This is a genomic window from Rhodococcus sp. SGAir0479 (assembly GCF_005484805.1).
Classification (GTDB): Bacteria; Actinomycetota; Actinomycetes; order Mycobacteriales; family Mycobacteriaceae; genus Prescottella.
In genome coordinates, this window is record NZ_CP039432.1 from 4,476,419 (window position 1) to 4,501,674 (window position 25,256).

Below are 25,256 nucleotides of genomic sequence, written 5' to 3' on the forward strand. Positions count from 1 at the left end.
CGGGTGATGTCCACAACGCTGATGCTGCCACCCGCGACCGGCGTGCGCCTCGAGGTGCCCGGTCAGGACGCCCTGCACCGGAACGGACACACGTCGGTAAGCTCGACAGCTGGATTTGCATCAACCCATCTATCCGGAGGTACACACGCGTGGCTCTCGTCGTCCAGAAGTACGGGGGATCCTCGGTCGCGAGCGCCGAGCGCATCCGACGCGTCGCTGAACGGATCGTCGAGACCAAGAAGGCGGGCAACGACGTCGTCGTGGTCGTCTCGGCGATGGGCGACACCACCGACGAGCTGCTCGACCTCGCGCAGCAGGTGTGCCCGGTGCCGCCGGCGCGCGAGATGGACATGCTGCTCACCTCGGGTGAGCGCATCTCGAACGCGCTCGTCGCGATGGCGATCCATTCCCTCGGTGCGCAGGCCCGTTCGTTCACGGGCTCGCAGGCCGGCGTGATCACCACCGGCAGCCACGGCAACGCCAAGATCATCGACGTCACGCCGGGCCGCGTGCGCGACGCGCTCGACGAGGGCTCGATCGTGCTGGTCGCCGGCTTCCAGGGCGTGAGCCAGGACAGCAAGGACGTCACCACCCTCGGCCGCGGCGGCTCGGACACCACCGCCGTCGCACTGGCCGCGGCGCTGAAGGCCGACGTGTGCGAGATCTACACCGACGTCGACGGCGTCTTCACCGCCGACCCGCGCATCGTGCCCGACGCACAGCGCCTCGACACCGTCTCCTTCGAGGAGATGCTGGAGATGGCCGCGTGCGGCGCCAAGGTCCTGATGCTGCGCTGCGTCGAGTACGCCCGCCGCTACAACGTGCCCGTGCACGTCCGCTCGTCATACACGACCAAGCCCGGAACGATCGTGTCCGGATCGATGGAGGACATTCCCGTGGAAGAAGCCCTGATCACCGGTGTTGCGCACGACCGCGGCGAGGCCAAGGTCACCGTCGTCGGCCTGCCCGATACGCCGGGCCACGCCGCGAAGGTCTTCCGGGCCATCGCCGAGGCGGAGATCAACATCGACATGGTCCTGCAGAACATCTCCAAGGTCGAGACCGGCAAGACCGACATCACCTTCACGCTGCCCAAGGCCGACGGCCCGCGCGCGGTGGAGAAGCTCACGGCGCTGCAGTCGGAGATCGGCTTCACGCAGATCCTGTTCGACGACCTCATCGGCAAGGTGTCGCTCGTCGGTGCCGGCATGAAGAGCCACCCGGGCGTCACCGCCAAGTTCTGCGAGGCCTTGGCCGACGCCGACGTCAACATCGACCTGATCTCGACGTCGGAGATCCGCATCTCGGTGCTGGTCAAGGACACGGATCTGGACGACGCCGTGCGCGCCATCCACGCAGCTTTCGACCTCGGCGGCGAGGAAGCGGCCGTCGTACACGCAGGAACGGGACGGTAACCAGTCATGACCACCATCGCTGTCGTCGGTGCGACCGGCCAGGTCGGCATCGTCATGCGCACCCTGCTCGAGGAGCGGGGTTTCCCGGCCGAGAAGGTCCGGTTCTTCGCGTCCGCGCGCTCGGCCGGCAAGAAGCTGCCGTTCCGCGGTGAGGAGATCGTCGTCGAGGACGCGTCCGCGACCTCCGACGAGGACCTGAAGGGCATCGACATCGCGCTGTTCTCGGCCGGTGCGACGCTCTCCCGCGCACAGGCGCCCCGCTTCGCGGCGGCGGGCGCGATCGTCGTCGACAACTCGTCGGCGTGGCGCAAGGACCCCGAGGTGCCGCTGGTCGTCAGCGAGGTCAACCCGGAGGAGGCGAAGAACCCGCCGAAGGGCATCATCGCCAACCCGAACTGCACCACGATGGCCGCGATGCCGGTCCTCAAGGTGCTGCACGACGAGGCCGGCCTGCAGCGCCTGATCGTCAGCAGCTACCAGGCGGTCTCCGGCAGCGGCATCGCCGGGGTCGAGGAACTGGTGGGCCAGGTGCGCGCCGTCGCCGCCGACGCCGACAAGCTTGTGCACTCCGGTGCGGCGGTCGACTTCCCGGCGCCGGACAAGTACGTGGCGCCCATCGCGTTCAACGTCGTGCCGCTGGCCGGTGCCATCGTCGACGACGGCAGCGGCGAGACCGACGAGGACCAGAAGCTCCGCAACGAGAGCCGCAAGATTTTGGGCTTGCCGGACCTGCTGGTGTCGGGCACGTGCGTGCGCGTTCCGGTCGTCACCGGGCACTCACTGGCGATCAACGCCGAGTTCGAGCGGCCGCTGTCGGTCGAGCGCGCCAAGGAACTGCTCGCCGACGCCCCCGGCGTCGAGCTGGTGGACGTGCCGACGCCGCTCGCGGCCGCCGGCGGCGATGTGTCCCTCGTCGGCCGAATCCGGCAGGATCCGGGCGCTCCCGAGGGACGCGGCCTGGCGCTGTTCGTCTCGGGCGACAACCTGCGCAAGGGCGCGGCGCTCAACACGATCCAGATCGCCGAGCTGCTCGTCTAGCTCCCGTCGTTCCCGCGTGCGCGGTCACCGGACCCTCGAGGTCCCGGTGGCCGCGCACGCGGCGTATATCGGTCAGTGGTGAGTGATGTTGCGGCCGAAAGTTTTCGGCCGTAGCTTCACTGCTGTGACGGCGAACACGCAGAACGGTGCGGACTGGCAGGCTCTGCTGACGCGGCTGGCCGAACGCAAGGCCGCGGCCCGGGCGATGGGCGGCACCGTGAAGGTGGACCGCTATCGGGCGTCCGGTCGCCTCGACGCGCGGGCCCGCATCACCACGCTGCTGGACGCGGGCTCGTTCGTCGAATTGGGCGCGCTGACAGGGGATCCGGCCGTCCCGGCCGACGCCTTCGTCGCAGGCGCCGGGACGGTCGACGGCCGCCCGGTGACTGTCGGGGCGGAGGACTTCACGGTCGCCGGTGGATCCATCGGAACCGCGGCCGCATCCAAGCGGACCCGGGCGGCGCAGCTGGCGCTACGCAACCGGACGCCGCTGGTGATGATGCTCGAGGGTGCCGGGCACCGTGCCACCAACGCGCTGGAACGGAACCGGCCCGCCCCCAACGATCTCCAGGCCATGGCGGACCTGTCGGGGTTGGTGCCCACGGTGGCGATCGTGACGGGCCCGTCCGCCGGGCACGGGGCGCTGGCCGCGCCGCTGTCCGATTTCGTGATCATGGTCGACGGGTACGGTGCGCTGTTCACGGCCGGACCGCCGCTCGTCGCCGCGTCGACCGGGGAGCAGGTCGACAAACAGACGCTCGGTGGTCCGCAGGTCGCGATCGACATGTCCGGGGTGGCCCACAACCGTGCCGAGTCGGACGCGGCGGCGCTGACATTGGCCCGCCGGTTCCTGTCCTACCTTCCGAGCAGTGCGTGGCAGCGTCCGCCGTGGATCGGGCCGGACGCCGGCAACCACGACGTCGGTGAGCGTGCGCTCCCGGAGCTACTCGATCTGATCCCGGTGAACCAGAAACGCCCGTACGACATGCGCGCGATGCTCGGTGCGCTGGCCGATTCCGGGACCGTGACCGAGATCCAACCCACCTACGGGACCTCGATCATCACGGCGCTGGCACGGATCGGGGGGCACGCGGTCGCCGTGGTCGCGAACCAGCCGACCGTGATGGCCGGTGCCGTCACGGTGGCCGCCGCCGACAAGGCGGCGTCGTTCCTGCAACTCGCGGGCGCGTTCCACCTGCCGGTGCTCTTCCTCGCGGACAATCCGGGCGTGATGGCGGGCAGCGCCGCCGAGAAGGCGGGCATCCTCAAGGCCGGTGCGCGTATGTTCGCCGCACAGCACCGGCTGCGGAGCCCGAAGTTCCACGTGACGGTGCGCAAGGCGTTCGGGTTCGGCAGTTCGGTGATGGGCGCGAACCCGTACGACAACCAGACCATGACGCTCGCGTTCCCGGCCGTCACGCTCGGCGGCATCCCCGCGGACGTCGGCGGGCGCACCGCCAAGGAGGACGACGAGACCCGTCGGGCGCTGGTCGAGAACGAGACGTCGGGACCGTGGGCGTTGGCGCAGACGTTGTTCTACGACGACGTCATCGACCCCCGGGAGTTGCGCAACGTTCTTATCCGCGGACTGGATTCGTGCGCGCGGGACGGCGCGGCGGAGCCGATCGCACACCACGGTTATCTGCGCTGACCTCGAAGGGAAAGGAAGACGACGTGTCGAAGAACTGGGAAGAAGAGTACGGCTACTCCGATGCCGTCCGCAGCGGCGATCTGCTGTTCTGCTCCGGCCAGGTCGGACTCGAGGCGGACGGGAGTGCGCCGGCGAATCCGGAACGGCAGTACGACCTCGCGTTCGCGACGCTCGGCAAGCTGCTCGCCGAGCACGGGGCGGGCCCGTCGGATCTGGTGGAACTCACCAGCTTCCACGTCGACTTTCCTCGGCACATGACCGAGTTCATGGCGGCGAAGGCGCGTTTCCAGAACGGTGCACGGCCGGCGTGGACGGCAGTGGGGGTCACGGCCCTGGGGATGCCCGGCATCCTCGTGGAGATCAAGGCGACGGCCAGGATTCGCGACATCTGAGCCGCTGTGCCGTGAGCTGCGGTGTGGTGTCAGCGGTGCGGGGTCAGCGGTGCGGGGTCAGGCCGCGCCCGAGACGAATTCGTGCGCCTCGTGGGCCGCGTCGCGCCACCGGGCCAGCGTCCCGTCGAGGTCGTCGTCGTCGAAGGGGAGCGACACCCACTCCTTCATCGTGCGGCTGCCCATCGTGACTTCATGCGCCGTGCCGGCGGCGACGACCTCCCGGGCGCGCGCACGGGGCAGTTTGACGATCAACCGGTCGTCGTGGCCGAGGAAGGCGAAGATCTTGCCGGCCACCCGCAGGCCGGGGCTGCGGAACATCGTCCCGACCTCCACGTCGGGGGCGCGCAGGAACTCTGCGGCGAGCTCGTCGAGCAACGCGCGTGCCGGAGTCGTCGGGTCACGCATGTCCTCGACCGTATCGGCCGGTAGGGCGGCCCGTGAGAGGTTCGGGCGCCGAGACACAGATCGGGCCCCTTCCCTGGCATGGGAACGGGGCCCGACGGTTCCTCACATCCCCGCGAGGGGGAAACGGGAGAGAGGCTCAGATCACGGTGATGCCGGTGGCCTGGGGGCCCTTGGCGCCCTGCGTGATCTCGAACTGCACGCGCTGGTTCTCCTCGAGGTTGCGGAATCCGCTGCCCTGGATCTCCGAGTAGTGCGCGAACACGTCAGCGGTTCCGTCCGAAGGGGCGATGAAGCCGAAGCCCTTCTCGGCGTTGAACCACTTCACGGTGCCTTCTGCCATGTGTATCTCCTCTAGTCAGGCTCTCGGGTGCTGCCGTATCGGAGCAAGCCCGCGCCGGTTTCTCAGATGTCGGCGATTCCTGAACAGGAGATCTGTCCGTCCGCAAAACAGGTGTGCGGGCGCGTCGAACCCATACAAAAAACTACGACCGATCACAGTCAACCACACGAGCCGGGGGATTTCTTCCGGATAGCCACAGGTCGAAATGACCCGCTCGGCGGGGGTGGCCGCAAGCGTTTGCGATCGAGCGTTACTGCGCGCTGAAGAGCGAACGGTGGATCTCTTCGCTCGTACGGGGAGCCGAGGGAGCGATCGCGGGGCTCGTCAATTCCTCGCTGGAATTGCTGTCGTTTTCGCTGGGAACGACGTACGGGTCGGAAAAGAGTGGTCCGGTTGCAGAATCTTGACTGCGGTTCACGGTGGGTCCTCACTTGTCGTAGCGCGTGGGCACCAGCTCGTGGCCGCGGGTCCAGAGCCGGGCGAGATGCCGCGGTGCCTCGCGGCGCGCGCTGGTTGCACTTGTGTACCAGATCATCGGGACACGGGTCCCGGTGCGGCCGAACGGCCGAGGTCCGAGAAAATCCTCGGGGTGCTCCCACCACTGTACGGGTCGTCCGCGGACCCGGCCGTTCACCACCGCATTCGGCGGAGGTCGATGTCGCTCGTGGGGGCCGCCGTATCTGTGACAATGCCGACGTGGGACTACGTCAGGCCTGTCGCGCCGCCGGCATCGGCGTGGTGACCGTGAGTGCGCACGACGGTGCGGTTCGCGGGCACCGCGCGGTTCCGGCCCTGTCCGCCCGGCTGGTCGTCAGCCTGGGGGCTCCCATCGAGATCCACTACGACGGACGGGTCCGGCAGCTCCCGTCGGTCGTGTCGGCGTTCTTGCGGCCCGGGGCGGCCACCCCGGCCACCATCCTCCGTTCGCAGCAACCGATCGCCTACGTCGAACTGTCGGCGCCCGCCCTGCAACGCCTGACGGGCGTGCCCCTGCGGGATCTGGACGCGGGCGGTGTCGAGGCCGGGACGATCCTGCCGTGGGTGGGCCAGCTGTGCGAGGAGCTGGCAGGTTGCTCCGCCGCGCACCGGGAGGCGGTGCTGCGCGTCCGACTGCTCGACCGGCTGAACGAGACCGGTCTCGGCGGAGCCGACGAAGACGCCTTCCGCACCTTGCAACTGATCCGAGCCCGTGCCGGGGCGGTGCCGGTCGAGGAACTCGCGCGCCACGCACATCTGAGTCCCAGACGGCTACGAGACGTCATGCGCCACTCGCTGGGAATCACGCCGAAGTTCGCCTCCCGCGTGGCCCGGTTGGCGTTCGCCGTGAACCGGGCCGGGGCGGGCGCGCACTCGTGGGCTCAGGTTGCCGCGGAGTCGGAGTACCACGACCAGAGTCACCTGGTGCACGACTTTCGCGAGCTCATGAACACGACGCCGACGGGATGGCTCGACGAAGAGGGCCGAAATCTACAAGGATGGCGACGTCCGTCTCCCTGACCATCGGGGCATGGACAATTCACTTCTTCCCAAGCTGCTGGTCGCGGACGCCGACACGGCGATCACGTTCTACACCCGCGCTCTCGGTGCCGAGCTCGTCCTGCGCGTCGCCGACGACCGCGGCGTGGTCGGCCACGCGGAGCTCACGCTCGATTCCGCCACCTTCGCGCTGGCGCAGAGCGTCGACGAGTGGGGATGGCGCGATCCCGAATCGATCGGCGGCTCACCGGTGTTGATCATGGTCACGACGCCGGACCCCGACGCGACGGCGGCTCGGATGGTGCAGCACGGCGCCGAAACGGTGATACCGGTCGACGATCGACCGTACGGGAAAAGGCAAGGCCGAGTGCGGGACCCGTTCGGGCACCTGTGGGTGATCAGCGGTGGACCGCGGTGAGGCGTCTCGTCCGGCGCAGCTGATCGGCCTCCCGTTCAACGGGAGCCCCCGGACATCGGACGGCGTGCCGGCGCCTATCGTCGCGCATGACCGGAAACAGTTGGAGTAGAGAAGAACTCGAGTCCGCATATCGCCATTGGCACAACACCGTAAATCGAGCCGGTGCCGGGGAGGGAAGCTGGCGTGACTTCCTCGAGCTGTTCACCGACGACGTCGTCTACCGCGAACAGATGGCCGGAGTTCTGAACGGCAAGGAGGAAATCTGGAGCTGGGCCGAACCCAGCCTGGTCCAGTTCCCCGGTTCCCACACGGTGTCCTTTCCGGAGCACTTCCATCTCGTCGACGAGGCCCGCGGGGTCGTCGTCGCCAAATTGGACAACGTCATGGCCGATCCCGGTGACGGATCGGTCTGGGCCGCTCCGCACGTCAGCATTCTCACCTATGCCGGTGACGGGAAGTTCTCCGGCCAGGAGGATGTCTACGACATCGGCAGCTTCCTCGGATTGATCAAGGCGTGGGGCCGTCGGGCGATGGAACTCGGAACTTTCGACGCCGCTCAGCGCGGATGGTTCGAGCAGGTCTACCCCGAGAGCGTGCCGCGCCCCGCCGGCCGCTGAGGCGAACGCTTGCCTGCGCGCCGCTCGCGACCTCACCGGGCGGCGCGCATGTTCGTGGTGCCCCCGACGAAGGGCCGCCGACGCGTTGCCGAATTCTGTCCGCCCGAGCCCCCTCTCGTCAAACCGTTTGCGCCCGTTGGCCCGTAGCGGGCTCCCTCCGAGCTACGCGATGCAGGATGCGGCCGTGCTGCATTGGTCTCCCGGTGAGCGGGAGGGTGCGCGCCACGGGCATGGGCGGTGTCCTGATAATCGCCGCTCACAGTCCACGAGTGACGGACATCACGCGGAGGGCACGACAGTGTCGGTCGACACGTCGACTCCGCTCCGGGCCGTCCCACCCCGCTGAAGGAGCCCCCACCATGACTACACGCGGTCGAGTTCGGCGCCTGCGCCCCCTGGCCGGAATGAGCGCACTGTTGGTGGTCGGCGCAGTCGGTGTCGCCGCATGCGCTGACGACGAGTCCGCTGATGCCGACGCTCAGGTTGCGTCCACTTCGGTCCTTCCGGACAACCCGGCGACCGGGGCGGCGGTGAAAGTCGGCTTCGTGTCCACCGAAGGTGGCGCGGCGGTGTCGTTGCCCGAGATGCGCCAGGGGGCGGAAGCCGCTGTCGAGTACCTCAACAAGAACGGAGGAGGTATCGCAGGCAAGCCTGTCGAGCTGGTCGTGTGCAAGCAACAGGAGGAGCCCACCTCCGCTGCAGCCTGCGCAAACCAGTTCGTCGAGCAGAAGGTGGCCGCGGTTCTGTCGCCGGGAACATCCCAGGGACCGGCCATCGTCCCGATCGTCGTCGGTGCGGGCATTCCGTACGTGACGCTCAACGGCGTCGCACCGATCGAGCTGACCTCACCGGAAGTTGCGGCCCTGTCCGCGGGACTTCCCGGGACCCTGACGGCGGCCGCGACCGCGGCGCAGCAGGAGGGAATGTCGAAGTTCACGTTCTTCGCCAGCGACGGCGGCGGAATCGCAGCAATGATCGATCAGATGGGTAAGCCGATCTTCCAGGGATTCGGTGTGGAGCTCGACGTGGTGCCGGTTGCCCTCGGAGTGCCGGATCCGACTCCCGTCGTCACTGCGGGGCTCGCCGGCAACCCCGACGGCGTCAGTTTCATCGGTGACGCCGCCACGTGCACCTCGGTACTCAAGGCCGTGCAGACCACCGCGCCGACGATGAAGAAGGTGCTGATCCCGACGTGTCTGGACGAGAGCGTCGTCAAGGCCCTCGGAATCGGCAACGTCGAAGGCAACATCGGCATCACCGCCACCGACGCGCTGTCGGATCGGCCCGACTCGGTGCTCTTCCGGTCGATTCTCGCGCAGTACGCACCCGAACTGAGCCCCACCGGATACGGGTCCACCGGCTATCAGACAGTGATGGCACTGGCCGGAGCAACCGCTGGTATCACCGGCGAGGTGACCGCTGCGTCGATCCGCGAGGCTCTGCGCACCGCCGAGAACGTCGAGATGCCTGCCGGTGGCGGTATCACGTTCACCTGCAACGGATCAGCCTTCCCGATGATGCCGTCGATCTGCTCCAAGCAGATGCTGATCGGCAAGATCGACGACAAGGGCATCCCGGTCGACCTCACGGTGACGGGCACATAGTCCGCGGCATCCCTCGAAGGAAGAATCATGACCGACCATCTGGCGTTTCTCGTGCTCGGCCTGGGGAACGGCGCCGTGTACGCCGCAATCGGCTTGGCGCTCGTGATGACGTTCAAGAGTTCCGGCGTCGTCAACTTCGCCACGGGTGCCGTGGCCCTCTATACCGCCTACACATACGCGCTGCTGCGCACGGGCGAACTGATGGTCCCTGTGCCGGGGCTCCCCCGCACGGTCGACCTCGGTGGGCCGATGGGGGTGGCCCCGGCCATCGGTATCTCGCTCCTCATCTCCATGCTGTCGGGATTGCTGTTCTACGCATTGATCTTTCGTCCGCTACGGCACGCGACGGTGGTCGCGAAGGCGGTCGCGTCGATCGGACTGATGATCGTTCTGCAGGCGCTCATCGCGCTGCGGGTGGGAACCGAAATCGTTTCCGTAGAACCGATCTTCGCGCTCGACAGCATCACCATCGGATCGAGGCACGCCCCGACCGATCGCATCTGGCTCGCCGCCACGATCATCGGCCTCGCCGTGATCGCCACCGTGGTGTTCCGCTACACCCGGTTCGGCATCGCAACGGAAGCAGCCGCCGAGTCGGAGAAGGGCGCGTACCTGACCGGCCTGTCGCCGGATCGCATCGCCTTCGCCAACTGGGCGTTGTCGTCCGCGGTGGCGGGTCTCGGCGGCATTCTGATCGCACCGATCGTCGCACTCAATCCCGTTGCCTACTCGATGTTCATCGTGCCGGCGCTCGCCGCGACACTGGTCGGCAACTTCCGTTCGGTGTGGTTCACCGTCATCGCCGGCACAGCGATCGGCGCCCTGCAGGCCGAGTCGACCAATCTGCAGTATCTACTCGACTGGTTCCCGCGTGCAGGTATGGCGGAGGCGATTCCGCTGCTTCTCATCTTGGTGTTCCTGGTGTTCAAAGGCCGGCCTCTACCGGACCGCGGCAGCGTCGTCCGGCAGCAGCTGGGGCACGCCCCTCGACCCGAGCGAATCCTCGTGCCCGCGGCCGCCGCGGTGGCGGTCGCCGGGGTGGCCTTGTCGGTCACCAGCGGCAGCTACCGTGCTGCGATCATCAGCAGCATCATCTTCGCCGTGATCGCGCTCTCCCAGGTGGTGGTCACCGGTTACAGCGGGCAGATATCCCTCGCCCAACTGACTCTCGCGGGTGTGGGCGCCTATTCGATCAGCGTTCTCAACACGCACCTGGGGATACCCTTCCCTTTCGCACCGTTGATCGGCGCGCTGGTCGCCAGCGTCGTCGGGATCGTGATCGGGTTGCCCGCTCTGCGTGTTCGCGGGCTACCACTGACCGTGGTGACGCTCGCGCTGGCGGTGTTCCTGGAAGCCTTCTGGTTCCGCAATCCCCAATTGAACGGTGGAGTTGCGGGTGCCCCGGTGGACACCCCCCGCGTCTTCGGATTCGATCTCGGTATCGGTGCCGGTGAGAACTATCCGCGGCTCGCGTTCGGAGCGCTGTGCCTGACCGTCCTGGTGGTGGCGGCGCTGGGGGTGGTGTGGCTTCGGCGCAGCCGACTCGGCACCGACATGCTGGCTGTACGCGCCAACGAGCGCTCCGCCGCCGCGGCCGGTATCAACGTTTCGCGCACCAAACTTGCCGCCTTTGCGATCGGCGCCTTCCTGGCCGGACTGGCGGGCTCGCTGATGGCCTGCCAACAAACACTCGCCACCCCCGAACCGTTCACCGTGTTCCTCGGCATCACGCTCTTCGCCATCATGTACATCGCCGGAGTCACGTCCGTGACCGGTGCCGTCCTGGCGGGGCTCCTCGCTCCCGGTGGCGTGGTGTACCTGCTCGTCGACAGGTTCCTGCACATCGGCGAGTACTACGCCGTGATCAGCGGTGTACTGCTGATCGTGACCGTCATGGTGAACCCCGACGGGATCGCCGCCCGACTGCCGCGGATTCCGATTCCGTCGATCCGCAGACGGTCCGACACCGCACAGCCGCCTCCGGCTACAGCAGTCCGAGAAGCGAGCACGAGAGCGACGACCGGTGCTCCGCTTCTCACGGTCGACGCGCTCGGGGTGGGATACGGCGCGGTGACCGCCGCCGAGAATGTCACGTTCGAGGTCCGCCCCGGTGAGATCGTCGGACTCATCGGCCCCAACGGGGCGGGTAAGACCACCGTGATCGATGCCGTCACCGGGTTCGTCGGTTCGACCGGAAGGGTCCTTCTCGACGGCGTCGACGTGAGCACGTTGCCCCCGCACCTGCGCAGCCGGAAGGGAATGGGACGTAGTTTCCAGGACGTCGAACTGTACGACGATCTCACCGTCACCGAGAACGTCGCCGTCGGGGCCTCGCGAGCCGGGGGAAGGGCGGTCGCAGCGGCACGCGTCCGCGTCGCCCTGGATACGGTCGGCCTCGACGACGTCGCGGACGCCGAGGTGGCAACGCTGTCGCAGGGACAGCGGCAGCTCGTCTCCGTCGCCCGCGTTCTCGTCGCGTCCCCGAAGGTGGCGTTGCTCGACGAGCCCGCGGCCGGGCTCGACAGTGCCGAGAGCCGGTCGCTCGGTCGGCGGCTCCGCGACGCCCGCGACGCGGGAGCCTCGATCCTGCTCGTCGAGCACGACATGGAGCTGGTGCTCACGATCTGCGACCGGGTGGTCGTCCTCGACCTGGGGCGGGTCGTGGCGTGCGGTACTCCGGACGAGGTGCGGCGCGACGAGCGCGTGATCAGCGCATACCTGGGCGCACCGGCGGGGGACGTGAACGCCGCCCGGGATGTGATTCCCGAACTCGCCGCCCTCCCGGCAAACGAGGAGAAAGAGGTGCTGTCGTGAGCGGATTGCTCCTTCGGAACGTGTCCACCGGGTACCTCCCGGCCCGGCCGTGTGTGCGGAACGTCGACCTGGAGGTGGAGCGGGGGAGGATCGCCTGCCTACTCGGCCCCAACGGGGCCGGGAAGACGACCCTGCTGCTCGCGCTCGCCGGCTTGTTGCCCAGGTTCACAGGCGACGTCGTCGTCGACGGACTTGTCGTCGAAAGCGGCCGACCGCGACAAGCGGTGCAATCCGGCCTGGTTCTGGTTCCCGACGACCGTGCCTTGTTCCGGGAGTTGAGCGCGGGCGACAACCTCCGGCTGGCCGTGGCGGACCGGAAGAGGCGGCGCGGTGCGATCGACGAGGTCCTCGAATACTTTCCGGCACTGGAGAAGCGGATGGCGGTCGCGGCGGGGCGACTGTCCGGCGGCGAGCAGCAGATGCTGGCGATCGGCCGGGCCATCCTGCAGCGCCCGAAAGTTCTGTTGATCGACGAACTGAGTATGGGGTTGGCCCCCGTGATCGTCGACGACATCCTCGCCGCCTTGCGCCGTCTCGCAACGGAACGAGGGATGTCGGTGCTGTTGGTCGAACAGCACGTGCATCTCGCGCTCCGGACCGCCGACGATGCCGCGGTACTGGTACACGGGAGCGTGGCGTTGACGGATTCGGCTGCTGCGCTGAGCACCGAACCCGCCCGGATCGAGCGGGCATACCTCGGTGCGGCGGCTCGGGTGTACGAGCCGACCGGCGTCGTACGGGAGCACCCGACAGTGGATGACCGCTGAGCGGGACGGCCACCGTCACGTCCCTGCGCGGAACCTATCGTCCGTTGTGAAAGCTGTTGTGCCGCAGCTTCACGATACGAGCCAGGTGTGCCGCACCGGCGGATCTCCGAGGCCAGTAGGCCAGTAGGCCAGGTCGCCCTCATCGAAAGGCCCTCTCATGACCAACGTTGTCGCCGACACCGCCGCCGCCGTCGCGGAGGCTGGAGCTCGCGTCGTCGAGCCCCGCAAGATCACCGGAGGATTCTCCTGGCCGGAATGCCCGCGCTGGCACGACGGCACCTTCTGGTTCTCCGACATGTACACATCGACACTGAAGACGATCGACACCGAGGGAAACGTCACGGTGGTGGTCGACGCATCCGGGCGCCGAGCGGGAAGTGGGGTGCCGATCGTTCTCGGGGGCTTCGGCTGGCTTCCGGACGGGCGCCTGCTCGTGACCTCGATGCACGAAAAGCTCGTCCTCGTCCACGGCGGACACCGCCCGGACGACCTCGAGGTGTACACCGACGTGTCGGAGCTCGCGCCGGCTCCGATCAACGACATGGTCGTCGACGTCGACGGTCGTGCCTACGTGACGCAGCTCGGATTCGACTTGTTCAAGGGTGACGAACCGGTGCCGTCCCCGATCATCGTCGTCGAACCCGACGGATCGGCGTCCACGGCCGACTCGGTGGGACCACTGCTGTGCGCCAATGGAATCGCCGTCAGTGCCGACGGGACGAAGGTGTACACCGCCGAGGTCATGGATCGGAAGATCACGGTCATCGACCGGGCCGTCGACGGTACGCTCTCCAACCCCCGGACCTTCGCGACGTGTCCGTTCCTTCCCGACGGCATCGGACTGGACGAGGACGGCGGGGTGTGGGCAGCAATGCCCGGGAGCGGATACGTCGCCCGATTCACGGAGGACGGGATGACGGACGCGATTCCCGTTCCGCTGGAGGACGGTGTCGCGTCGGCGTGCCTGCTCGGTGGACCCGACCGCTCCACGCTCTACCTGACTGTCGGAGTAGAGGTCTACGACTTCGAGAAGTCCGCACGGGACGCGCTCGGCAGCATCTGGGTCGCGGACGTCTCCCGACGCGGTGGCGACACCCGACCCTGACACCACTCCACTGCGCACATTCGAGGAAAACCCATGACTGAAATGGATTTCGCCCACTGCGTCGTGATCATCACCGGCGCCGGCCGCGGTATCGGCCGCGCGCACGCCGAGTTGCTCGCCTCGAGAGGAGCCGCCGTGGTCGTCGGCGATCTCGGCGCCGCGATCGACGGCTCCGGAGTGGACGGCGACGACCCGGCACGTGAGGTCGCCGACGCGATCACCGCGGCGGGCGGCAGGGCGGTCGCCTGTTCTGCCGACGTCTCGACGGAGCAAGGTGCCGTCGCGCTGGTGGACGCGGCACTGTCGACGTTCGGCCGGCTCGACGCCGTCATCAACAACGCGGGCATCGTTCGCACCGCCCCGTTCGATCAGGTACCCGACGAGGAGTACCAGCGGCACTTGGACGTCCACTACTTCGGAACCCTGCGGCTGTGCCGCGCCGCGTGGCCGCATCTGGTGAACTCGCCCGCCGGACGGGTGGTCAATACGATCTCCCAGGCCATGCTGGGCAATCCCGGGATGTCACACTACGGAGGGTCGAAGGGTGCGGTTTTCGGATTGACCCGCAACCTCGCGCTGGAGGGTCTCGAGGCGGGGATCAAGGTCAACGCGATCGCGCCGGGTGCAGGGACCCGCATGGCGGAGGCCTCGGCGGACTCCCTCTCGCCGGAAGTGATGGAGTACATGCGTACCCAGCTTCGTCCGGAGCACGTCGCCCCTGTCGCGGCGTATCTGGTGAGTGCCGCGTGCACCGTGACGGGTGAGGTGTTCAACCTCGCCGGCGGCGGCGTCAACCGGCTCGCCGTCCTCAACACCGTGGGGATCCACGACCCGGCTCTCACGGTCGAGACCGTGGCGGATCGGTTCGACGAGATCATGGCGATCACACCCGATGCCGTCCCGCAGATCGTCGCCCCCGCCGAGGTTCCGGCGGCGTCCTGACCGCATCACTACGACATCGCCTCAGCACCAGGAGATCACAGTGAGTTCAACGAATTTCCAGACCACGACTACAGAACCGGTCGACACCTCCTACCCGTTCGGGCCGGTGACCCCGAACGAGGCCGTGCGTAGATACGTCGCGATCGCCGCGGACCGCCCCATGACGAAGATGACCATGCCCATCGGCGGTGATGTCTGGGTGATTCATCGCAACGCCGCCGCGCGGCAGATGCTCGGTGACCCACGCTTCGTACGAGAACCGTTCCGCACGGGCAAGCGCGCCGTGCCCTACTTCGTGGAGTTCCCGGATTTCCTGAAGGGCACTCTTCAATTCGAGGATCCGCCGCACCACACGCAGCTGCGCAAACTCGTCCAGAAGTCGATTTCCCCGAAACGCGTACGTGCGATGCGGGAATCGGCGGTGGCATACGCACACCAGCTGATCGACGACATGGTGGCGAAGGGGTCGCCGACCAACCTGGTTCCCGAGTATGCGGTTGCACTGCCGATCCAGATGCTGGCAAACCTGATCGGCGTACCGCCGGCCGACCGGCCGAAGTTCCAGAAGTGGAGTGCCGCGACTCTCGCGGTGGCGAACATGCCCGAGGAAGAGCTCCTGCAGAACATGACCGAGCTCGCGGGGTACTTGACCGCGCTGATCGACGAGCGACGCAAGCAGCCGCGCGAGGATCTCCTCAGCGATCTGGCGAACGCACCGCACAAGGACGAAAGTCTCTCGGACGGCGAGATCCTCACCATCGCCATGCTGCTGATCACCGCCGGATTCGACAACACCGCGAACTTCATCTGTGCCGGCGTGCTGTCCCTGCTGAAGAATCCGGATCAGCTGGCGGTCTTCCTCGAGGATGTCGACGGCGTCGCACCGACCGCGGTCGAGGAGATACTGCGGCACGGCCGAATGTGCATGTACGACAAGGCCAGCGGTGGCGGTGGCCTCGTGCCGTTCGTCGCGACCGAAGACGTCGAGATCGACGGTCAGCTCGTCGCGAGGGGGGATGCGATCCTGGTGGACCCGGCGTCGGTGAACCACGAGGGCCGGGCATATCCCGATGGGGATCGATTCGACGTGCGCCGCAGCGACAATCCGCACATGACGCTGAGCTATGGGCTGCACCATTGTCTGGGCGCGCCGCTCGCACGCATGGAGATGCAGGTGGCGTTGTCGGTTCTGTTCACACGACTTCCCGGTCTGACGCTCGAGGGTGACCCGGTGATGGACATGAACAATCTCACCACGCCCATCGTCGATCTCCCCGTTTCCTGGTAGGGGCTGTCGTGCCGAAGGTCTTCTACGTTCAGCCCGATGGCTCCGAGCGCGTCGTCGACGGCGCCGCGGGCGATTCCGTCATGTCCACCGCGGTGCGGAACGGCGTGCGAGGCATCGTCGGTCAGTGCGGTGGCTCCCTCTCGTGTGCCACCTGCCACGTCTACCTCGCCGCGGACGACCGGCAGTACTTCGACGGTCCCGGCGAGGACGAGGACGAGATGCTGGATTGCACGGCGAGCGACCGCGAAGACACCTCGCGGCTGTCGTGTCAGCTGGTCCTCCGTGAGGGTGTCGACGTTCACGTGACAGTGCCCGATGAGCAGACCTGACCACCCCCGGAGCGTCGTGGTGGTGGGCGCGTCACACGCCGGTGTGATCATGGCGGAGAGGTTGCGAGCCCGAGGGTTCGGTGGATCGATCACACTGATCGACAGGTCGCCGCACCTGCCGTACCAACGTCCGCCGCTGTCCAAGGACTGGCTCGGCGGTGAGGTCGAGCCGGACACGTTGGCTCTGCGATCCGAGGAGTACTACGGCGACAACGGGATCGAGCTCCTGCTCGGTGCCGACGTGACGAGGATCGACCGGCAGGGCGGTGGGGTCGCGATTCGGATCCGTCACTCCCACGTCCGCCAGGAGGCGAGGAGGTTCGACCGGTTGGTACTGGCGACCGGAGCGCGGGCCCGAGTTCTGGACCTGCCCGGAGTCGATCATCCCGACGTCCTCGTCCTCCGGGACCTCGACGACGCGCGACGGCTGGGCCAGCGCATCCGCCGTGGCCCGCTCGCGGTGATAGGCGGCGGCTTCGTCGGTCTGGAAGTCGCGGCGACCGCCCGTGGTCTCGGTACCGAGGTCACCGTGGTCGAGGCTGCCCCTCGCCTGTCGGGACGGGCTGTCGGTGCGGGTACGTCGGACTTCCTGCTGGCCGCGCACACCGAGTTGGGTGTCGACGTCCGGCTCGGCACCGCCCCCGTCGAGATCGTGGTCCGTGGTGGCCGTGTTCGAGGGGTTCGGCTCGCCGACGGCCGAGAGGTCCCGGCCGCCACTGTGCTCGTCGGCGTCGGCGCCGAACCGCGCACCGAGATCGCAGAACACCTGGGGCTGGTGTGCGATCGCGGCGTCGTCGTCGACGAGCGGTGCCTGACGTCGGACGGCCGCACGATCGCGATCGGCGACTGCACGGTGCAGGAGGATTGCTCCGGGAACAGGGTCCGCCTCGAGTCGGTGGACAACGCGACCGAGCAGGCGGACGCAGCCGCGGCCACGTTGCTCGGTGCAGACCTCCCACGCCGTCCCACGCCGTGGTTCTGGTCCGACCAGGGACCGTGGAAGCTGCAGATCGTCGGGGTCGTCGGTGCCGACATGGATGTCGTCGTCCGCACCGATCCCGCGAAACCGCGGCGTCGGGTGACGCTCTACTTCGCCGGTGACGCTCTTGTCGCCGCCGAATGCGTCAATGCGCCGGCCGACTTCGTCGCGGTGCGCGCGGCGCTCTCGCGTGGACTCCGGCCGTCGCGAGAGGCGCTGTCGGACAGCGCAGTCCCGCTGAAGAAGCTCCTCGCGGCCCTTCCCGTGAACTGAGTGAGGGTGGCACGACCGTCGAACGGTCGTGCCACCGTCGTCGCGGACGTCAGAGGCCGGCCGCGAACCGCGCCGCAACCAGCACACCCACCTCGGAGACCGCGACCCGCGCACGCGCCACGGACGGCGCCTGCATCGCGAACCCGTGGCCCACCCCGGGATAGCGCAGCTGCGCGGTCGGCACCCCGGCCTCCTTGAGGCGGTCGCCGTAAGCCTCGACGCCGTCCCGGATCGGATCTGCATACCCGACTGCGACGATCGCGGGCGGCAGGTCGGTGAGCGACGCAGCCGTCGCGGGCGTTCCGTACTCGTCGTCCAGACTCGGATCGTCGCCGAGGTAGAGGTTCTTCATCCAGTCGATATCCCCGGCGGTGAGAAACGGGCTGTCCCCGAACTCTCGCATAGACGGTCGGTCGCAGCGACGTTCGACACCGGGGTAGAACAACACCTGCTGTGCGATCGCCGGGCCGTTCTCGTTCCGGGCGCGCAGCGTGGTCGCCGCGGCCAGCCCTCCGCCGGCACTGTCACCGCCCACCCCGATACGTGTCGGGTCGACACCGACATCCGAGGCATGCTCGTGCAGCCAGGTCAGCGCTGCATACGCCTCGTCGTTCGCTACCGGATAGGTGTGCTCGGGCGCAAGGCGATAGTCGACGTTCGCGATCACGGCCCCGGTGGCCTCGGCCATGTCGCGCGCCAAGCGGTCGAACGACTCCAACGAACCCATGATCATTCCGCCGCCGTGGTACCACAACAGCGCCGGAGCGGCGGTGTCCGGCGCGGCACGGGGACGGTAGATGCGCACCGGAACCCAGCCGTGCGGGCCGTCGAAGCCGCTGTCCGTCACGGACCGCATCGCGGGGCCCGCGGGGCGGACGATCGACTCCAGGTTTCGCCGAGCGTTCTCGACCCCGCCCTCGCGCATCGTCCGCCTACCGGCTCCGGTGACGCGCCGAACGATCGACTCGAGGTCAGGATCCCACGCGGACGTGTATTCGGTGTCGGGGACTGGCATGTCGTGTCCTCCTCTGTGCGAACGGCACTCGGCAGTTGCGGAAGACGACGGCGGGACGCGTCACGTGCTACTGCGACCGGTTCTTCGCAGCAACATCCCTGTGCCGGCCTCACCGCCGCGCCGGTGCTCGTTCATCAATTCGATGAGCCGACCGTTGTCGTGGTCGGCGAGGGCTTGGATCATTTCGTCGTGTTCGGCCACCACCCGGCGACGCACCTCCGCGTCGAACAGGTAGGCGGCGTGGTAGGGCATCGCCAGCTTCCACAACCGGCGTACCTCGGCGACGACGAGGCCGAGGGGGGAGCGGTCGAAGATCGCGAAGTGGAACTCGTGATTCGCCAGGCGCATCTCGAGAACGTCACCGCGATCCGCGGCGACGGCCACCCGGTCCCCGAGATCACGAATGTCGGCGACAGCGTCGGCATCGAGAGCCGGGATGGTGGCGAGCACCTCCCGCTCGAGAGCGTCGCGCATGAGATAGATCTGGTCGAACTCGGACTGCTCCAGTCGGGCCACCGCGTAGCCGGCGTTGCGGCGGTGCTCGACCAGCCCCTGCGACGCGAGCTGACCCAGACCCTCCCGAATCGGTAGCCGGCTCACTCCGAGTCGGTCGGCCATCAGCTCTTGGCGGATCGGCTGGCCGGGAAGCAGGTCGCCGGTGACGATCATGCGTTCGATCTCGTTGGCGACCCAGTCGGCACCGCGGACACCGGTCCCGGGCGCGGCGTCTTTCTGCACCGCTGCCGTTCGTCGGCTCACGCTCGTCCTCCTCGTGCCGCTCTCTCTCGGGGCGGCGTGTCGTCATCGATCGCCCAGTGCGCCCGCCGAACGCAACGCGTCGACGACGTCGGGGGCATAGCCCATCGCCTCGAGAACCGCGTCGGTGTCGGTTCCACGGGGGACGGCCTTGCGAGGAGTCCTCGATGGTGTCCGCCCGAGCTTCACGGGCACGCCCACGCCACGATAGTCGACGGTGTCGAGGAACAGCCCGCGGTGACGAGTCTGCGGGGCGGTCAACGCTTCGTCGACGGTGTTGACCGGGCTGGCCGGTACTGCCGCTGCCTCCAGTTCCGCCGCCAGCCGATCTCGATCCCAGCACGCGATCCTGTCCGCGAGCAGCGCGGACAGGACGTCGCGGTTCTCCGAACGCGCAGCGTTGGTGAGGAACCGTGGATCGTCGGCAAGCTCCGGGGCGCCCAGGACGGTGACGAGCGATCGGAACTGGCGGTTGTTGGCAGCGCTGACGAAGAAGTCACCGTCGCGGGCCCGGAACACCTGGTACGGCACCACCGTGGGGTGAAAGTCGCCGGTGCGCTGCGGCACCGCCCCGCTGGACGTCCAGTTCGCGGCGTGCGGGTGCAGCAGCGAGATGACGGCGTCGAGAAGTGTGATGTCGACGAGCTGGCCGCGGCCGCTGATTCCCCGCTCGGTGAGAGCGAGGAGGATTCCGGTCACCGCGAGGTGGGAGGCGACGACATCGATGATCGGTACCCCGACCCGCAGCGGGTTCCCCTCCGCGTAACCGTTGACACTCATCAGTCCGCCGAACGACTGGAGAACAGCGTCGTAGCCGGGAAGGCCGCCCATGGGACCGTCGACGCCGAAGCCGGTCACCCGGCAATACACCAGGCGCGGATTCTCCTCGGCCAGCACGGTGTCGTAGTCGAGGCCCCATCGGGCCATGGTGCCGGCCTTGAAATTCTCGATCACCACGTCGGCACCGGACAGCAAGTGACGCAATACTTCTCGTCCGGCATCCGTGCGCAAGTCCAGGCAGACGTTGTCCTTGCTGTGGTTGAGGCTGTCGTAGTAGGCGCTGCTGGCGCCGTCGTCCTCGAAAGGCGGCCCCCACCCACGCGTCTCGTCGCCCGTAGGCGCCTCGACCTTGATCACTTCGGCGCCGTGGTCGGCGAGTGTCTGAGCGGTGTACGGCCCGGCCAGGACGCGGCTGAGGTCCAGTACCCGGAGACCGGCGAGGGCGCCGACCCCGGCGCGCCGATCGGCGCCACGCCAGGCGGATCGTCCGTCGACCGTCGATGTGGGTGCGTTCACAGCTGCCTCCGATTCGTCTCGGTGTAGGTGGAGTCGACGACGAGATCCCACACGTCCACGCCGTCCTCGAGGACGCGCCGCGCCAGCTCCTCGGCCCAGAACGACTCCGAGCCGTGCCGGTCACGCCAGGACCACAGGGCGGTCGTGAAGCGGCCGAGCGCATGCTCGGACGTCGTGCCGATGGCCCCGTGGATCTGGTGGGCCGCAGCGGCTATCGGGTACGCCGCGATCGCGGTCACGACCTTCGCGGCCGCCGCGGCGTCGGACGACCCGGAGGCGGCGGCGTCCACCGCGATCTCGTTCATCGTCGTGAGCGCGGCCTGCTGTGCCAGACGCTGCTGCACGGCCTGGAACTCGGCCAACGGCCTGCCGAACTGGAGTCGTTCGGATGCGTGACGCAGCGTCCGGTCGTGGACGGCGCGGGCGGCACCGGCCAGCGCCGCGGCATAGGCGAGAGCGCCCCGCCGCACGACTTCGTCGAGCGTCAGTGCCGAATCGCCGTGGAAGGCGATGGCGGCGTCCTCGAACGTCACATCCGCCAGCGACACACCCGTCAGGTCGGTGCCCCGCGAGACGGTGATACCGGGGCCAGCGGTAGACACGACGACGACCGTGGACGGACCGGCGTCGGTCTCGGGGCAGAGGACGATCACGAGGGTGTCCGCGTCCGCCGCGAACGGTATCCCGGTGACGGTGCCGTCGAGACGGTGCTGCGCAGTCACGCGGACTTCGCCCGCTGCGGCCACACCGACAACGGCCACGCCGGAGGTGAGCGTATGGCCGGCAGACGACGCGACCCATGCCGCGAGGACGCCGTGTTCGATCAGCGGCGTGAGGGCGCCGTGTGCCGCGGCGGCGGCAACGACCGCGAGCGCATCCGCGAGATCACCGCCTCCTCCACCGGAACTCTCGGAGATTGCGACGGTGGCGAAACCGCCTTCTCGCAACTGTTCCCAGACGGCACGGTCCCAGTCCGCGGCCGGAGTCACGAGTTCGACACCGATGCGGTCGATGATGACTGCGGTGGTCGACGACAGGTCGGCAGCGATGTCGCTCATCGAACCCCCAGCCCGCGCGCAACGATTCCCCGCAGAATTTCGTTGGTCCCGCCGCGGAGAGTGAACACGGGTGTGTGCAGAATGCTCTGGGCGATCATGCGGTCGAGCGGATCGCCCCCATCGCGTCGCGCGACCAGGGCTCCGGCCGAGCGCACCGCCTCGACGAGATCGGCTTCGAACGTGGACCCGAGATCCTTGACCATCGCGGCGAGGAAGTCGGGTTTGCGGCCCGCGTTGAGTTCGGATGCCACCCGCAACGACATCCGGCGCAGAGCCCAGGCACGAGCGGTGAGGGTGCCGAGCGTGCGGCGCTGGTCCGGCGTGGCGCCCGCCTCGGCCAGGCGTGCCGCCCACGCGCGAAGCAGCGGCATGGTGCTCAGGTAGCGCTCGGGTCCCGAGCGCTCGTAGGCGAGTTCGCCCATCACCTGCGACCATCCGTTTCCCCGGGCTCCGAGCAGTGCCGACGACGGCACGCGAGCGTCGTGGAAGACCACCTCGTTGAAGTGCGCCTGTCCGTCGATGCTGCGGAGGGGGCGGACCTCGATGTCCGGATGCGGCAGGTCGACGACGAACTGGGACAACCCCTTCTGCCGGTCGCCGTGCTCCCCGTCGGTGCGGGCGAGCACTACGATCGCGTGGGCGACATGGGCGCCGGTCGTCCACACCTTGGTGCCGGTGATCGTCCACCCGTCGCTGTCGTGGACGGCGCGTGCGCGCACCGACGCGAGGTCGGAACCCGCGTCGGGCTCGCTCATGCCGATCGCGAAGAAGGTCGTTCCGGAGGCGATGCCGGGGAGGTACCGCCTCTTCTGCTCTTCGGTTCCGTTGGCGAGGATGCTCGGCGCCATCTGTCGATCCGCGATCCAGTGCGCGGCGACCGGCGCGCCGTGCGCGAGCAGTTCTTCGGTGACGACGAAGCGTTCGAGAGGCGTGCGAGATCTGCCGCCGTACTCGGTGGGAACAGTCATTCCCAGCCAGCCACGCTTGCCGAGGCGGGCGCTGAACGCGGCGTCGAATCCGGTCATCCAGCTGTCGGTCTCGGGTGTGAAGGCGCCGGCTTCGATCGACTCGGTGAGAAACTGTCGGACATCGGATCGGAGGGCGTCCGGTCCGGAGGATTCGGGACTCGTCGACGGTGTCGCGGTGGCGGTCACGACCGGGCCGGTCCCCGGGACGACCACGCGGCCTTGCCCTTGCGCGACATGGACCACATCTGAACGCCGCGTTCGATCTCGAGGGCGGACGACCAACTCACGGCCGGTGGGCCCAGTTCCAGACGCGCACTGGTCATGATTCGTCGCGTCAGCTCGGGATCTGCTGCGGGAATACGGACGAGGCCGTCCACGACCCCGGGGACCTCCTCTGCCTCCACCGCGGTGTATGCCAGACCGCGCGCGACAGCCTCTGTCCCACTGAGCGATTGCCCGCACGCGGCGAGCGCGACGGTTCCGGACCAACCGAGTGTCCGACCGAGCAGGGAGATGTGGCCGCCGCCGGGGTGGATGCTTCGAGCGGCGAATCCGCTGTCGAGCACCGTGTCCGGGGTGACGACCATGATGTCGGCGGCCAGCGCGAGGTTCAGTCCGGCGCCCACGGCACCGCCGGTGACCACTGCGATCGTCGGCACGGGCAGTGAGCCGATGTGCACGAATGCGCCGTAGACGGCCGAGGTGCGTCGAACTGCCTCCGGAGAGGCCGGGTCGGCGGAGGAGGAGGCGAGGTCGCGGGTGTCGGCGCCGCTGCAGAAGTAGCCGCCGTTGGCGTCGATGACGACCGCGCCGATCGAGATGTCGGACTCGACCTCGTCGCAGAATCGTTCGATGTCTCGCGCCATCTCGAGGGTGATGGCGTTCTTGCGGCCGGGATTGTCGAGGGTGAGGCGGGCGACCCCCTCGTCGAACGTGGTGATGACCGGCGGCCCCGCGGGAGTCGCGTCCGAATGCGCGCCGGGTGTGGTCTGGCTCATGCGGCGACGGTAGCAGATCGGCTTCGTAAATTGGATCCAATACTGATTGACAAAATTTACCGATCTGCTGTGCACTGGGCCACAACACAAGTCGTCGTATCAGGGCGGCGGCTGGGAAGGAGCAATTGTGTTCAGCTTGACGGGACGCGTCGCACTGGTCAGCGGCGCCGGGCAGAGTGTCGGCGAAGGAATCGCACAAGTTCTCGCAAGACAGGGGGCTGCGGTGATAGTCAACGACCTGCACCCCGAGCGGGCCGAAAAGGTTGCGGCCGGGATTGCCGAAGAGGGTCACACCGCGATCGCCGCGGCATTCGACGTCACCGATTACGCCGCCGTCGAAGGGCGGGTGCGGGCTGCCGAGGCCGAGTTCGGCAGGCACGTCGACATCGTCGTCAACAACGCCGGTGTCGCAGAGGAACGCGTGATCAAGCCCTTCCGCGAGCTCTCCCCTGAGCAGTGGCGGGCGCCGATCGACCTCAACATCTACGGATCGATGAACTGCATCAAGGTGGCGCTGGACGGAATGTGCGATGCGGGTTGGGGCAGGGTGGTGCAGATTTCGTCGGGATCGGCACGGACCGGCCAGAACATCAACCAGAGCATGTACGCGACCGGCAAGAGTGGAGTCGAGGGGTTCATCCGCCATCTCGCCGCGGAGACGGGGCAGTACGGGATCACGGCGAACATCGTCGCGCTCGGTCACCAGAAGAACCTCGAGGACAAGATGAGTCCCGAGATGATCGAGCAGATCCTGCGCACCATCCCCATCGGCAGACTCGGGGATCCCGTGGAGGTGGGCGCCTTCTGCGCGTACCTGGCGTCCGACGAAGCGGGCGGTATCACCGGTCAGACGCTGGACTTCAACGGCGGGTCGCAGACGCGATGACGGCGCAGTCGAGCGGTCCGGCCAGCACTCTCTCGCTCACCGCGATCCGCGTCACGGACTTGCCGCGCTCCGCGGCGTTCTACCTGCACGGTTGTGGATTCGTCCACGAGCGCGATCTGGAGACCACCACGTTTCGGGCGTCCATCGTCCGAGCCGGCGCCGCAGGTCTCGAACTCCTGGTGCCGGCGAGTCCGGAGCCTGCCGAGCCGGGGAATGCGCTGGTCAAGCTGGTGCTCGCCGTCGATGACGCGGCGGCGGCCGTGGCCGCCGCGTGCGCGCACGGGGGCACCGTGGAGATGTCCCTGACTCTGCTGGAGAAGTACGGCACCGTGATCGGCACCGTGCGGGACCCCGATGGCCATCTCGTGGAGTTCGTGCAGACGGAGGCCGCGGGGACCGCGTGACCGCACTGTCGAGCAAGGTGCC

Annotated in this window: 25 protein-coding genes; 17 read left to right on the forward strand and 8 right to left on the reverse strand. The window is 68.0% G+C overall.

Annotated elements, in window-relative coordinates:
• Window positions 1-149: 149 nt before the first annotated feature.
• The 4 genes from E7742_RS20685 to E7742_RS20700 all read left to right on the forward strand — a co-directional run bounded on the left by E7742_RS20685 (window position 150) and on the right by E7742_RS20700 (window position 4,496).
• Complete coding sequence (locus E7742_RS20685; RefSeq protein ID WP_137800656.1) at window positions 150-1,415, forward strand: aspartate kinase; 1,266 nt, start codon at window positions 150-152, stop codon at window positions 1,413-1,415.
• Window positions 1,416-1,421: 6 nt separating this feature from the next.
• Entirely contained in the window at window positions 1,422-2,453 is a 1,032-nt protein-coding gene (locus E7742_RS20690; protein WP_137800657.1) for an aspartate-semialdehyde dehydrogenase, read from the forward strand.
• 124 nt (window positions 2,454-2,577) lie between these two features.
• Entirely contained in the window at window positions 2,578-4,104 is a 1,527-nt protein-coding gene (locus tag E7742_RS20695; protein ID WP_254699088.1) for an acyl-CoA carboxylase subunit beta, read from the forward strand.
• A gap of 23 nt (window positions 4,105-4,127) precedes the next feature.
• Entirely contained in the window at window positions 4,128-4,496 is a 369-nt protein-coding gene (locus tag E7742_RS20700) for a RidA family protein (RefSeq protein WP_137800659.1), read from the forward strand.
• Window positions 4,497-4,553: 57 nt separating this feature from the next.
• Here the strand turns inward: E7742_RS20700 and E7742_RS20705 are convergent, their stop codons facing one another.
• Both E7742_RS20705 and E7742_RS20710 read right to left on the reverse strand, forming a co-directional pair.
• Entirely contained in the window at window positions 4,554-4,901 is a 348-nt protein-coding gene (locus tag E7742_RS20705; RefSeq protein ID WP_137800660.1) for an MmcQ/YjbR family DNA-binding protein, read from the reverse strand.
• A 136-nt stretch (window positions 4,902-5,037) separates the two neighbouring features.
• Window positions 5,038-5,241 (reverse strand): cold-shock protein, encoded by a 204-nt coding sequence (locus tag E7742_RS20710; RefSeq protein ID WP_137800661.1) that lies wholly within the window; start codon window positions 5,239-5,241, stop codon window positions 5,038-5,040.
• A 696-nt stretch (window positions 5,242-5,937) separates the two neighbouring features.
• Here E7742_RS20710 and E7742_RS20715 point away from each other — a divergent pair.
• The 11 genes from E7742_RS20715 to E7742_RS20765 all read left to right on the forward strand — a co-directional run bounded on the left by E7742_RS20715 (window position 5,938) and on the right by E7742_RS20765 (window position 17,853).
• Window positions 5,938-6,738: a helix-turn-helix domain-containing protein gene (locus E7742_RS20715; RefSeq protein WP_137800662.1), complete on the forward strand. Its 801-nt coding sequence runs from the start codon at window positions 5,938-5,940 to the stop codon at window positions 6,736-6,738.
• 10 nt (window positions 6,739-6,748) lie between these two features.
• Window positions 6,749-7,135, forward strand: a complete 387-nt coding sequence (locus tag E7742_RS20720) for a VOC family protein (protein WP_137800663.1) — start codon at window positions 6,749-6,751, stop codon at window positions 7,133-7,135.
• A gap of 86 nt (window positions 7,136-7,221) precedes the next feature.
• Window positions 7,222-7,752 (forward strand): nuclear transport factor 2 family protein, encoded by a 531-nt coding sequence (locus E7742_RS20725; RefSeq protein ID WP_137800664.1) that lies wholly within the window; start codon window positions 7,222-7,224, stop codon window positions 7,750-7,752.
• Between the two features lie 359 nt (window positions 7,753-8,111).
• Window positions 8,112-9,356, forward strand: coding sequence for an ABC transporter substrate-binding protein (locus tag E7742_RS20730; protein ID WP_137800665.1), 1,245 nt, complete (start codon window positions 8,112-8,114; stop codon window positions 9,354-9,356).
• 27 nt (window positions 9,357-9,383) lie between these two features.
• Window positions 9,384-12,170, forward strand: coding sequence for a branched-chain amino acid ABC transporter permease/ATP-binding protein (locus E7742_RS20735; RefSeq protein WP_137800666.1), 2,787 nt, complete (start codon window positions 9,384-9,386; stop codon window positions 12,168-12,170).
• Complete coding sequence (locus E7742_RS20740; RefSeq protein ID WP_137800667.1) at window positions 12,167-12,937, forward strand: ABC transporter ATP-binding protein; 771 nt, start codon at window positions 12,167-12,169, stop codon at window positions 12,935-12,937. The genes E7742_RS20735 and E7742_RS20740 overlap by 4 nt, the downstream gene beginning before the upstream one ends.
• 157 nt (window positions 12,938-13,094) lie before the next feature.
• A complete protein-coding gene (locus E7742_RS20745; RefSeq protein WP_137800668.1) occupies window positions 13,095-14,042 on the forward strand; it encodes an SMP-30/gluconolactonase/LRE family protein in 948 nt (315 codons plus the stop codon).
• Between the two features lie 33 nt (window positions 14,043-14,075).
• Window positions 14,076-14,984: an SDR family NAD(P)-dependent oxidoreductase gene (locus tag E7742_RS20750; RefSeq protein ID WP_137800669.1), complete on the forward strand. Its 909-nt coding sequence runs from the start codon at window positions 14,076-14,078 to the stop codon at window positions 14,982-14,984.
• 40 nt (window positions 14,985-15,024) lie between these two features.
• Window positions 15,025-16,272 carry a cytochrome P450 gene (locus tag E7742_RS20755; protein WP_254699089.1) on the forward strand — a complete coding sequence of 416 codons (1,248 nt, stop codon included), beginning with the start codon at window positions 15,025-15,027 and terminating at the stop codon, window positions 16,270-16,272.
• Window positions 16,273-16,280: 8 nt separating this feature from the next.
• Window positions 16,281-16,601: a 2Fe-2S iron-sulfur cluster-binding protein gene (locus E7742_RS20760; protein WP_137800670.1), complete on the forward strand. Its 321-nt coding sequence runs from the start codon at window positions 16,281-16,283 to the stop codon at window positions 16,599-16,601.
• Window positions 16,588-17,853, forward strand: coding sequence for an NAD(P)/FAD-dependent oxidoreductase (locus E7742_RS20765; RefSeq protein WP_137800671.1), 1,266 nt, complete (start codon window positions 16,588-16,590; stop codon window positions 17,851-17,853). The genes E7742_RS20760 and E7742_RS20765 overlap by 14 nt, the downstream gene beginning before the upstream one ends.
• A 49-nt stretch (window positions 17,854-17,902) precedes the next feature.
• Here the strand turns inward: E7742_RS20765 and E7742_RS20770 are convergent, their stop codons facing one another.
• From E7742_RS20770 to E7742_RS20795, 6 genes are read right to left on the reverse strand one after another with little or no spacing between them, the layout of a single operon-like run.
• Window positions 17,903-18,868, reverse strand: coding sequence for an alpha/beta hydrolase (locus E7742_RS20770; RefSeq protein ID WP_137800672.1), 966 nt, complete (start codon window positions 18,866-18,868; stop codon window positions 17,903-17,905).
• Between the two features lie 60 nt (window positions 18,869-18,928).
• Window positions 18,929-19,627 carry a GntR family transcriptional regulator gene (locus E7742_RS20775; RefSeq protein WP_441346868.1) on the reverse strand — a complete coding sequence of 233 codons (699 nt, stop codon included), beginning with the start codon at window positions 19,625-19,627 and terminating at the stop codon, window positions 18,929-18,931.
• Between the two features lie 42 nt (window positions 19,628-19,669).
• Complete coding sequence (locus tag E7742_RS20780; RefSeq protein ID WP_137800673.1) at window positions 19,670-20,920, reverse strand: CaiB/BaiF CoA transferase family protein; 1,251 nt, start codon at window positions 20,918-20,920, stop codon at window positions 19,670-19,672.
• A complete protein-coding gene (locus E7742_RS20785; protein ID WP_137800674.1) occupies window positions 20,917-21,978 on the reverse strand; it encodes an acyl-CoA dehydrogenase family protein in 1,062 nt (353 codons plus the stop codon). The genes E7742_RS20780 and E7742_RS20785 overlap by 4 nt, the downstream gene beginning before the upstream one ends.
• Window positions 21,975-23,132, reverse strand: coding sequence for an acyl-CoA dehydrogenase family protein (locus E7742_RS20790; RefSeq protein WP_254699090.1), 1,158 nt, complete (start codon window positions 23,130-23,132; stop codon window positions 21,975-21,977). Before E7742_RS20790 ends, E7742_RS20785 begins: the two co-directional genes overlap by 4 nt.
• Complete coding sequence (locus E7742_RS20795; RefSeq protein ID WP_137800676.1) at window positions 23,129-23,944, reverse strand: enoyl-CoA hydratase/isomerase family protein; 816 nt, start codon at window positions 23,942-23,944, stop codon at window positions 23,129-23,131. The genes E7742_RS20790 and E7742_RS20795 overlap by 4 nt, the downstream gene beginning before the upstream one ends.
• A 127-nt stretch (window positions 23,945-24,071) precedes the next feature.
• Here E7742_RS20795 and E7742_RS20800 point away from each other — a divergent pair, with 127 nt between their 5' ends.
• Window positions 24,072-24,830, forward strand: coding sequence for an SDR family NAD(P)-dependent oxidoreductase (locus E7742_RS20800; protein WP_137800677.1), 759 nt, complete (start codon window positions 24,072-24,074; stop codon window positions 24,828-24,830).
• Window positions 24,827-25,234 (forward strand): VOC family protein, encoded by a 408-nt coding sequence (locus E7742_RS20805; RefSeq protein WP_137800678.1) that lies wholly within the window; start codon window positions 24,827-24,829, stop codon window positions 25,232-25,234. The genes E7742_RS20800 and E7742_RS20805 overlap by 4 nt, the downstream gene beginning before the upstream one ends.
• Window positions 25,235-25,256 lie beyond the last annotated feature (22 nt).

Excerpts from the sequence above, each read along its gene's own strand:
- E7742_RS20690 (WP_137800657.1), top strand. The coding sequence starts at position 1,422 with ATGACCACCATCGCTGTCGTCGGTGCGACCGGCCAGGTCGGCATCGTC.
- E7742_RS20705 (WP_137800660.1), bottom strand. The coding sequence starts at position 4,901 with ATGCGTGACCCGACGACTCCGGCACGCGCGTTGCTCGACGAGCTCGCC.
- E7742_RS20710 (WP_137800661.1), bottom strand. The coding sequence starts at position 5,241 with ATGGCAGAAGGCACCGTGAAGTGGTTCAACGCCGAGAAGGGCTTCGGC.
- E7742_RS20720 (WP_137800663.1), top strand. The coding sequence starts at position 6,749 with ATGGACAATTCACTTCTTCCCAAGCTGCTGGTCGCGGACGCCGACACG.
- E7742_RS20725 (WP_137800664.1), top strand. The coding sequence starts at position 7,222 with ATGACCGGAAACAGTTGGAGTAGAGAAGAACTCGAGTCCGCATATCGC.
- E7742_RS20730 (WP_137800665.1), top strand. The coding sequence starts at position 8,112 with ATGACTACACGCGGTCGAGTTCGGCGCCTGCGCCCCCTGGCCGGAATG.
- E7742_RS20735 (WP_137800666.1), top strand. The coding sequence starts at position 9,384 with ATGACCGACCATCTGGCGTTTCTCGTGCTCGGCCTGGGGAACGGCGCC.
- E7742_RS20745 (WP_137800668.1), top strand. The coding sequence starts at position 13,095 with ATGACCAACGTTGTCGCCGACACCGCCGCCGCCGTCGCGGAGGCTGGA.
- E7742_RS20750 (WP_137800669.1), top strand. The coding sequence starts at position 14,076 with ATGACTGAAATGGATTTCGCCCACTGCGTCGTGATCATCACCGGCGCC.
- E7742_RS20765 (WP_137800671.1), top strand. The coding sequence starts at position 16,588 with ATGAGCAGACCTGACCACCCCCGGAGCGTCGTGGTGGTGGGCGCGTCA.
- E7742_RS20770 (WP_137800672.1), bottom strand. The coding sequence starts at position 18,868 with ATGCCAGTCCCCGACACCGAATACACGTCCGCGTGGGATCCTGACCTC.
- E7742_RS20785 (WP_137800674.1), bottom strand. The coding sequence starts at position 21,978 with ATGAGCGACATCGCTGCCGACCTGTCGTCGACCACCGCAGTCATCATC.
- E7742_RS20795 (WP_137800676.1), bottom strand. The coding sequence starts at position 23,944 with ATGAGCCAGACCACACCCGGCGCGCATTCGGACGCGACTCCCGCGGGG.
- E7742_RS20805 (WP_137800678.1), top strand. The coding sequence starts at position 24,827 with ATGACGGCGCAGTCGAGCGGTCCGGCCAGCACTCTCTCGCTCACCGCG.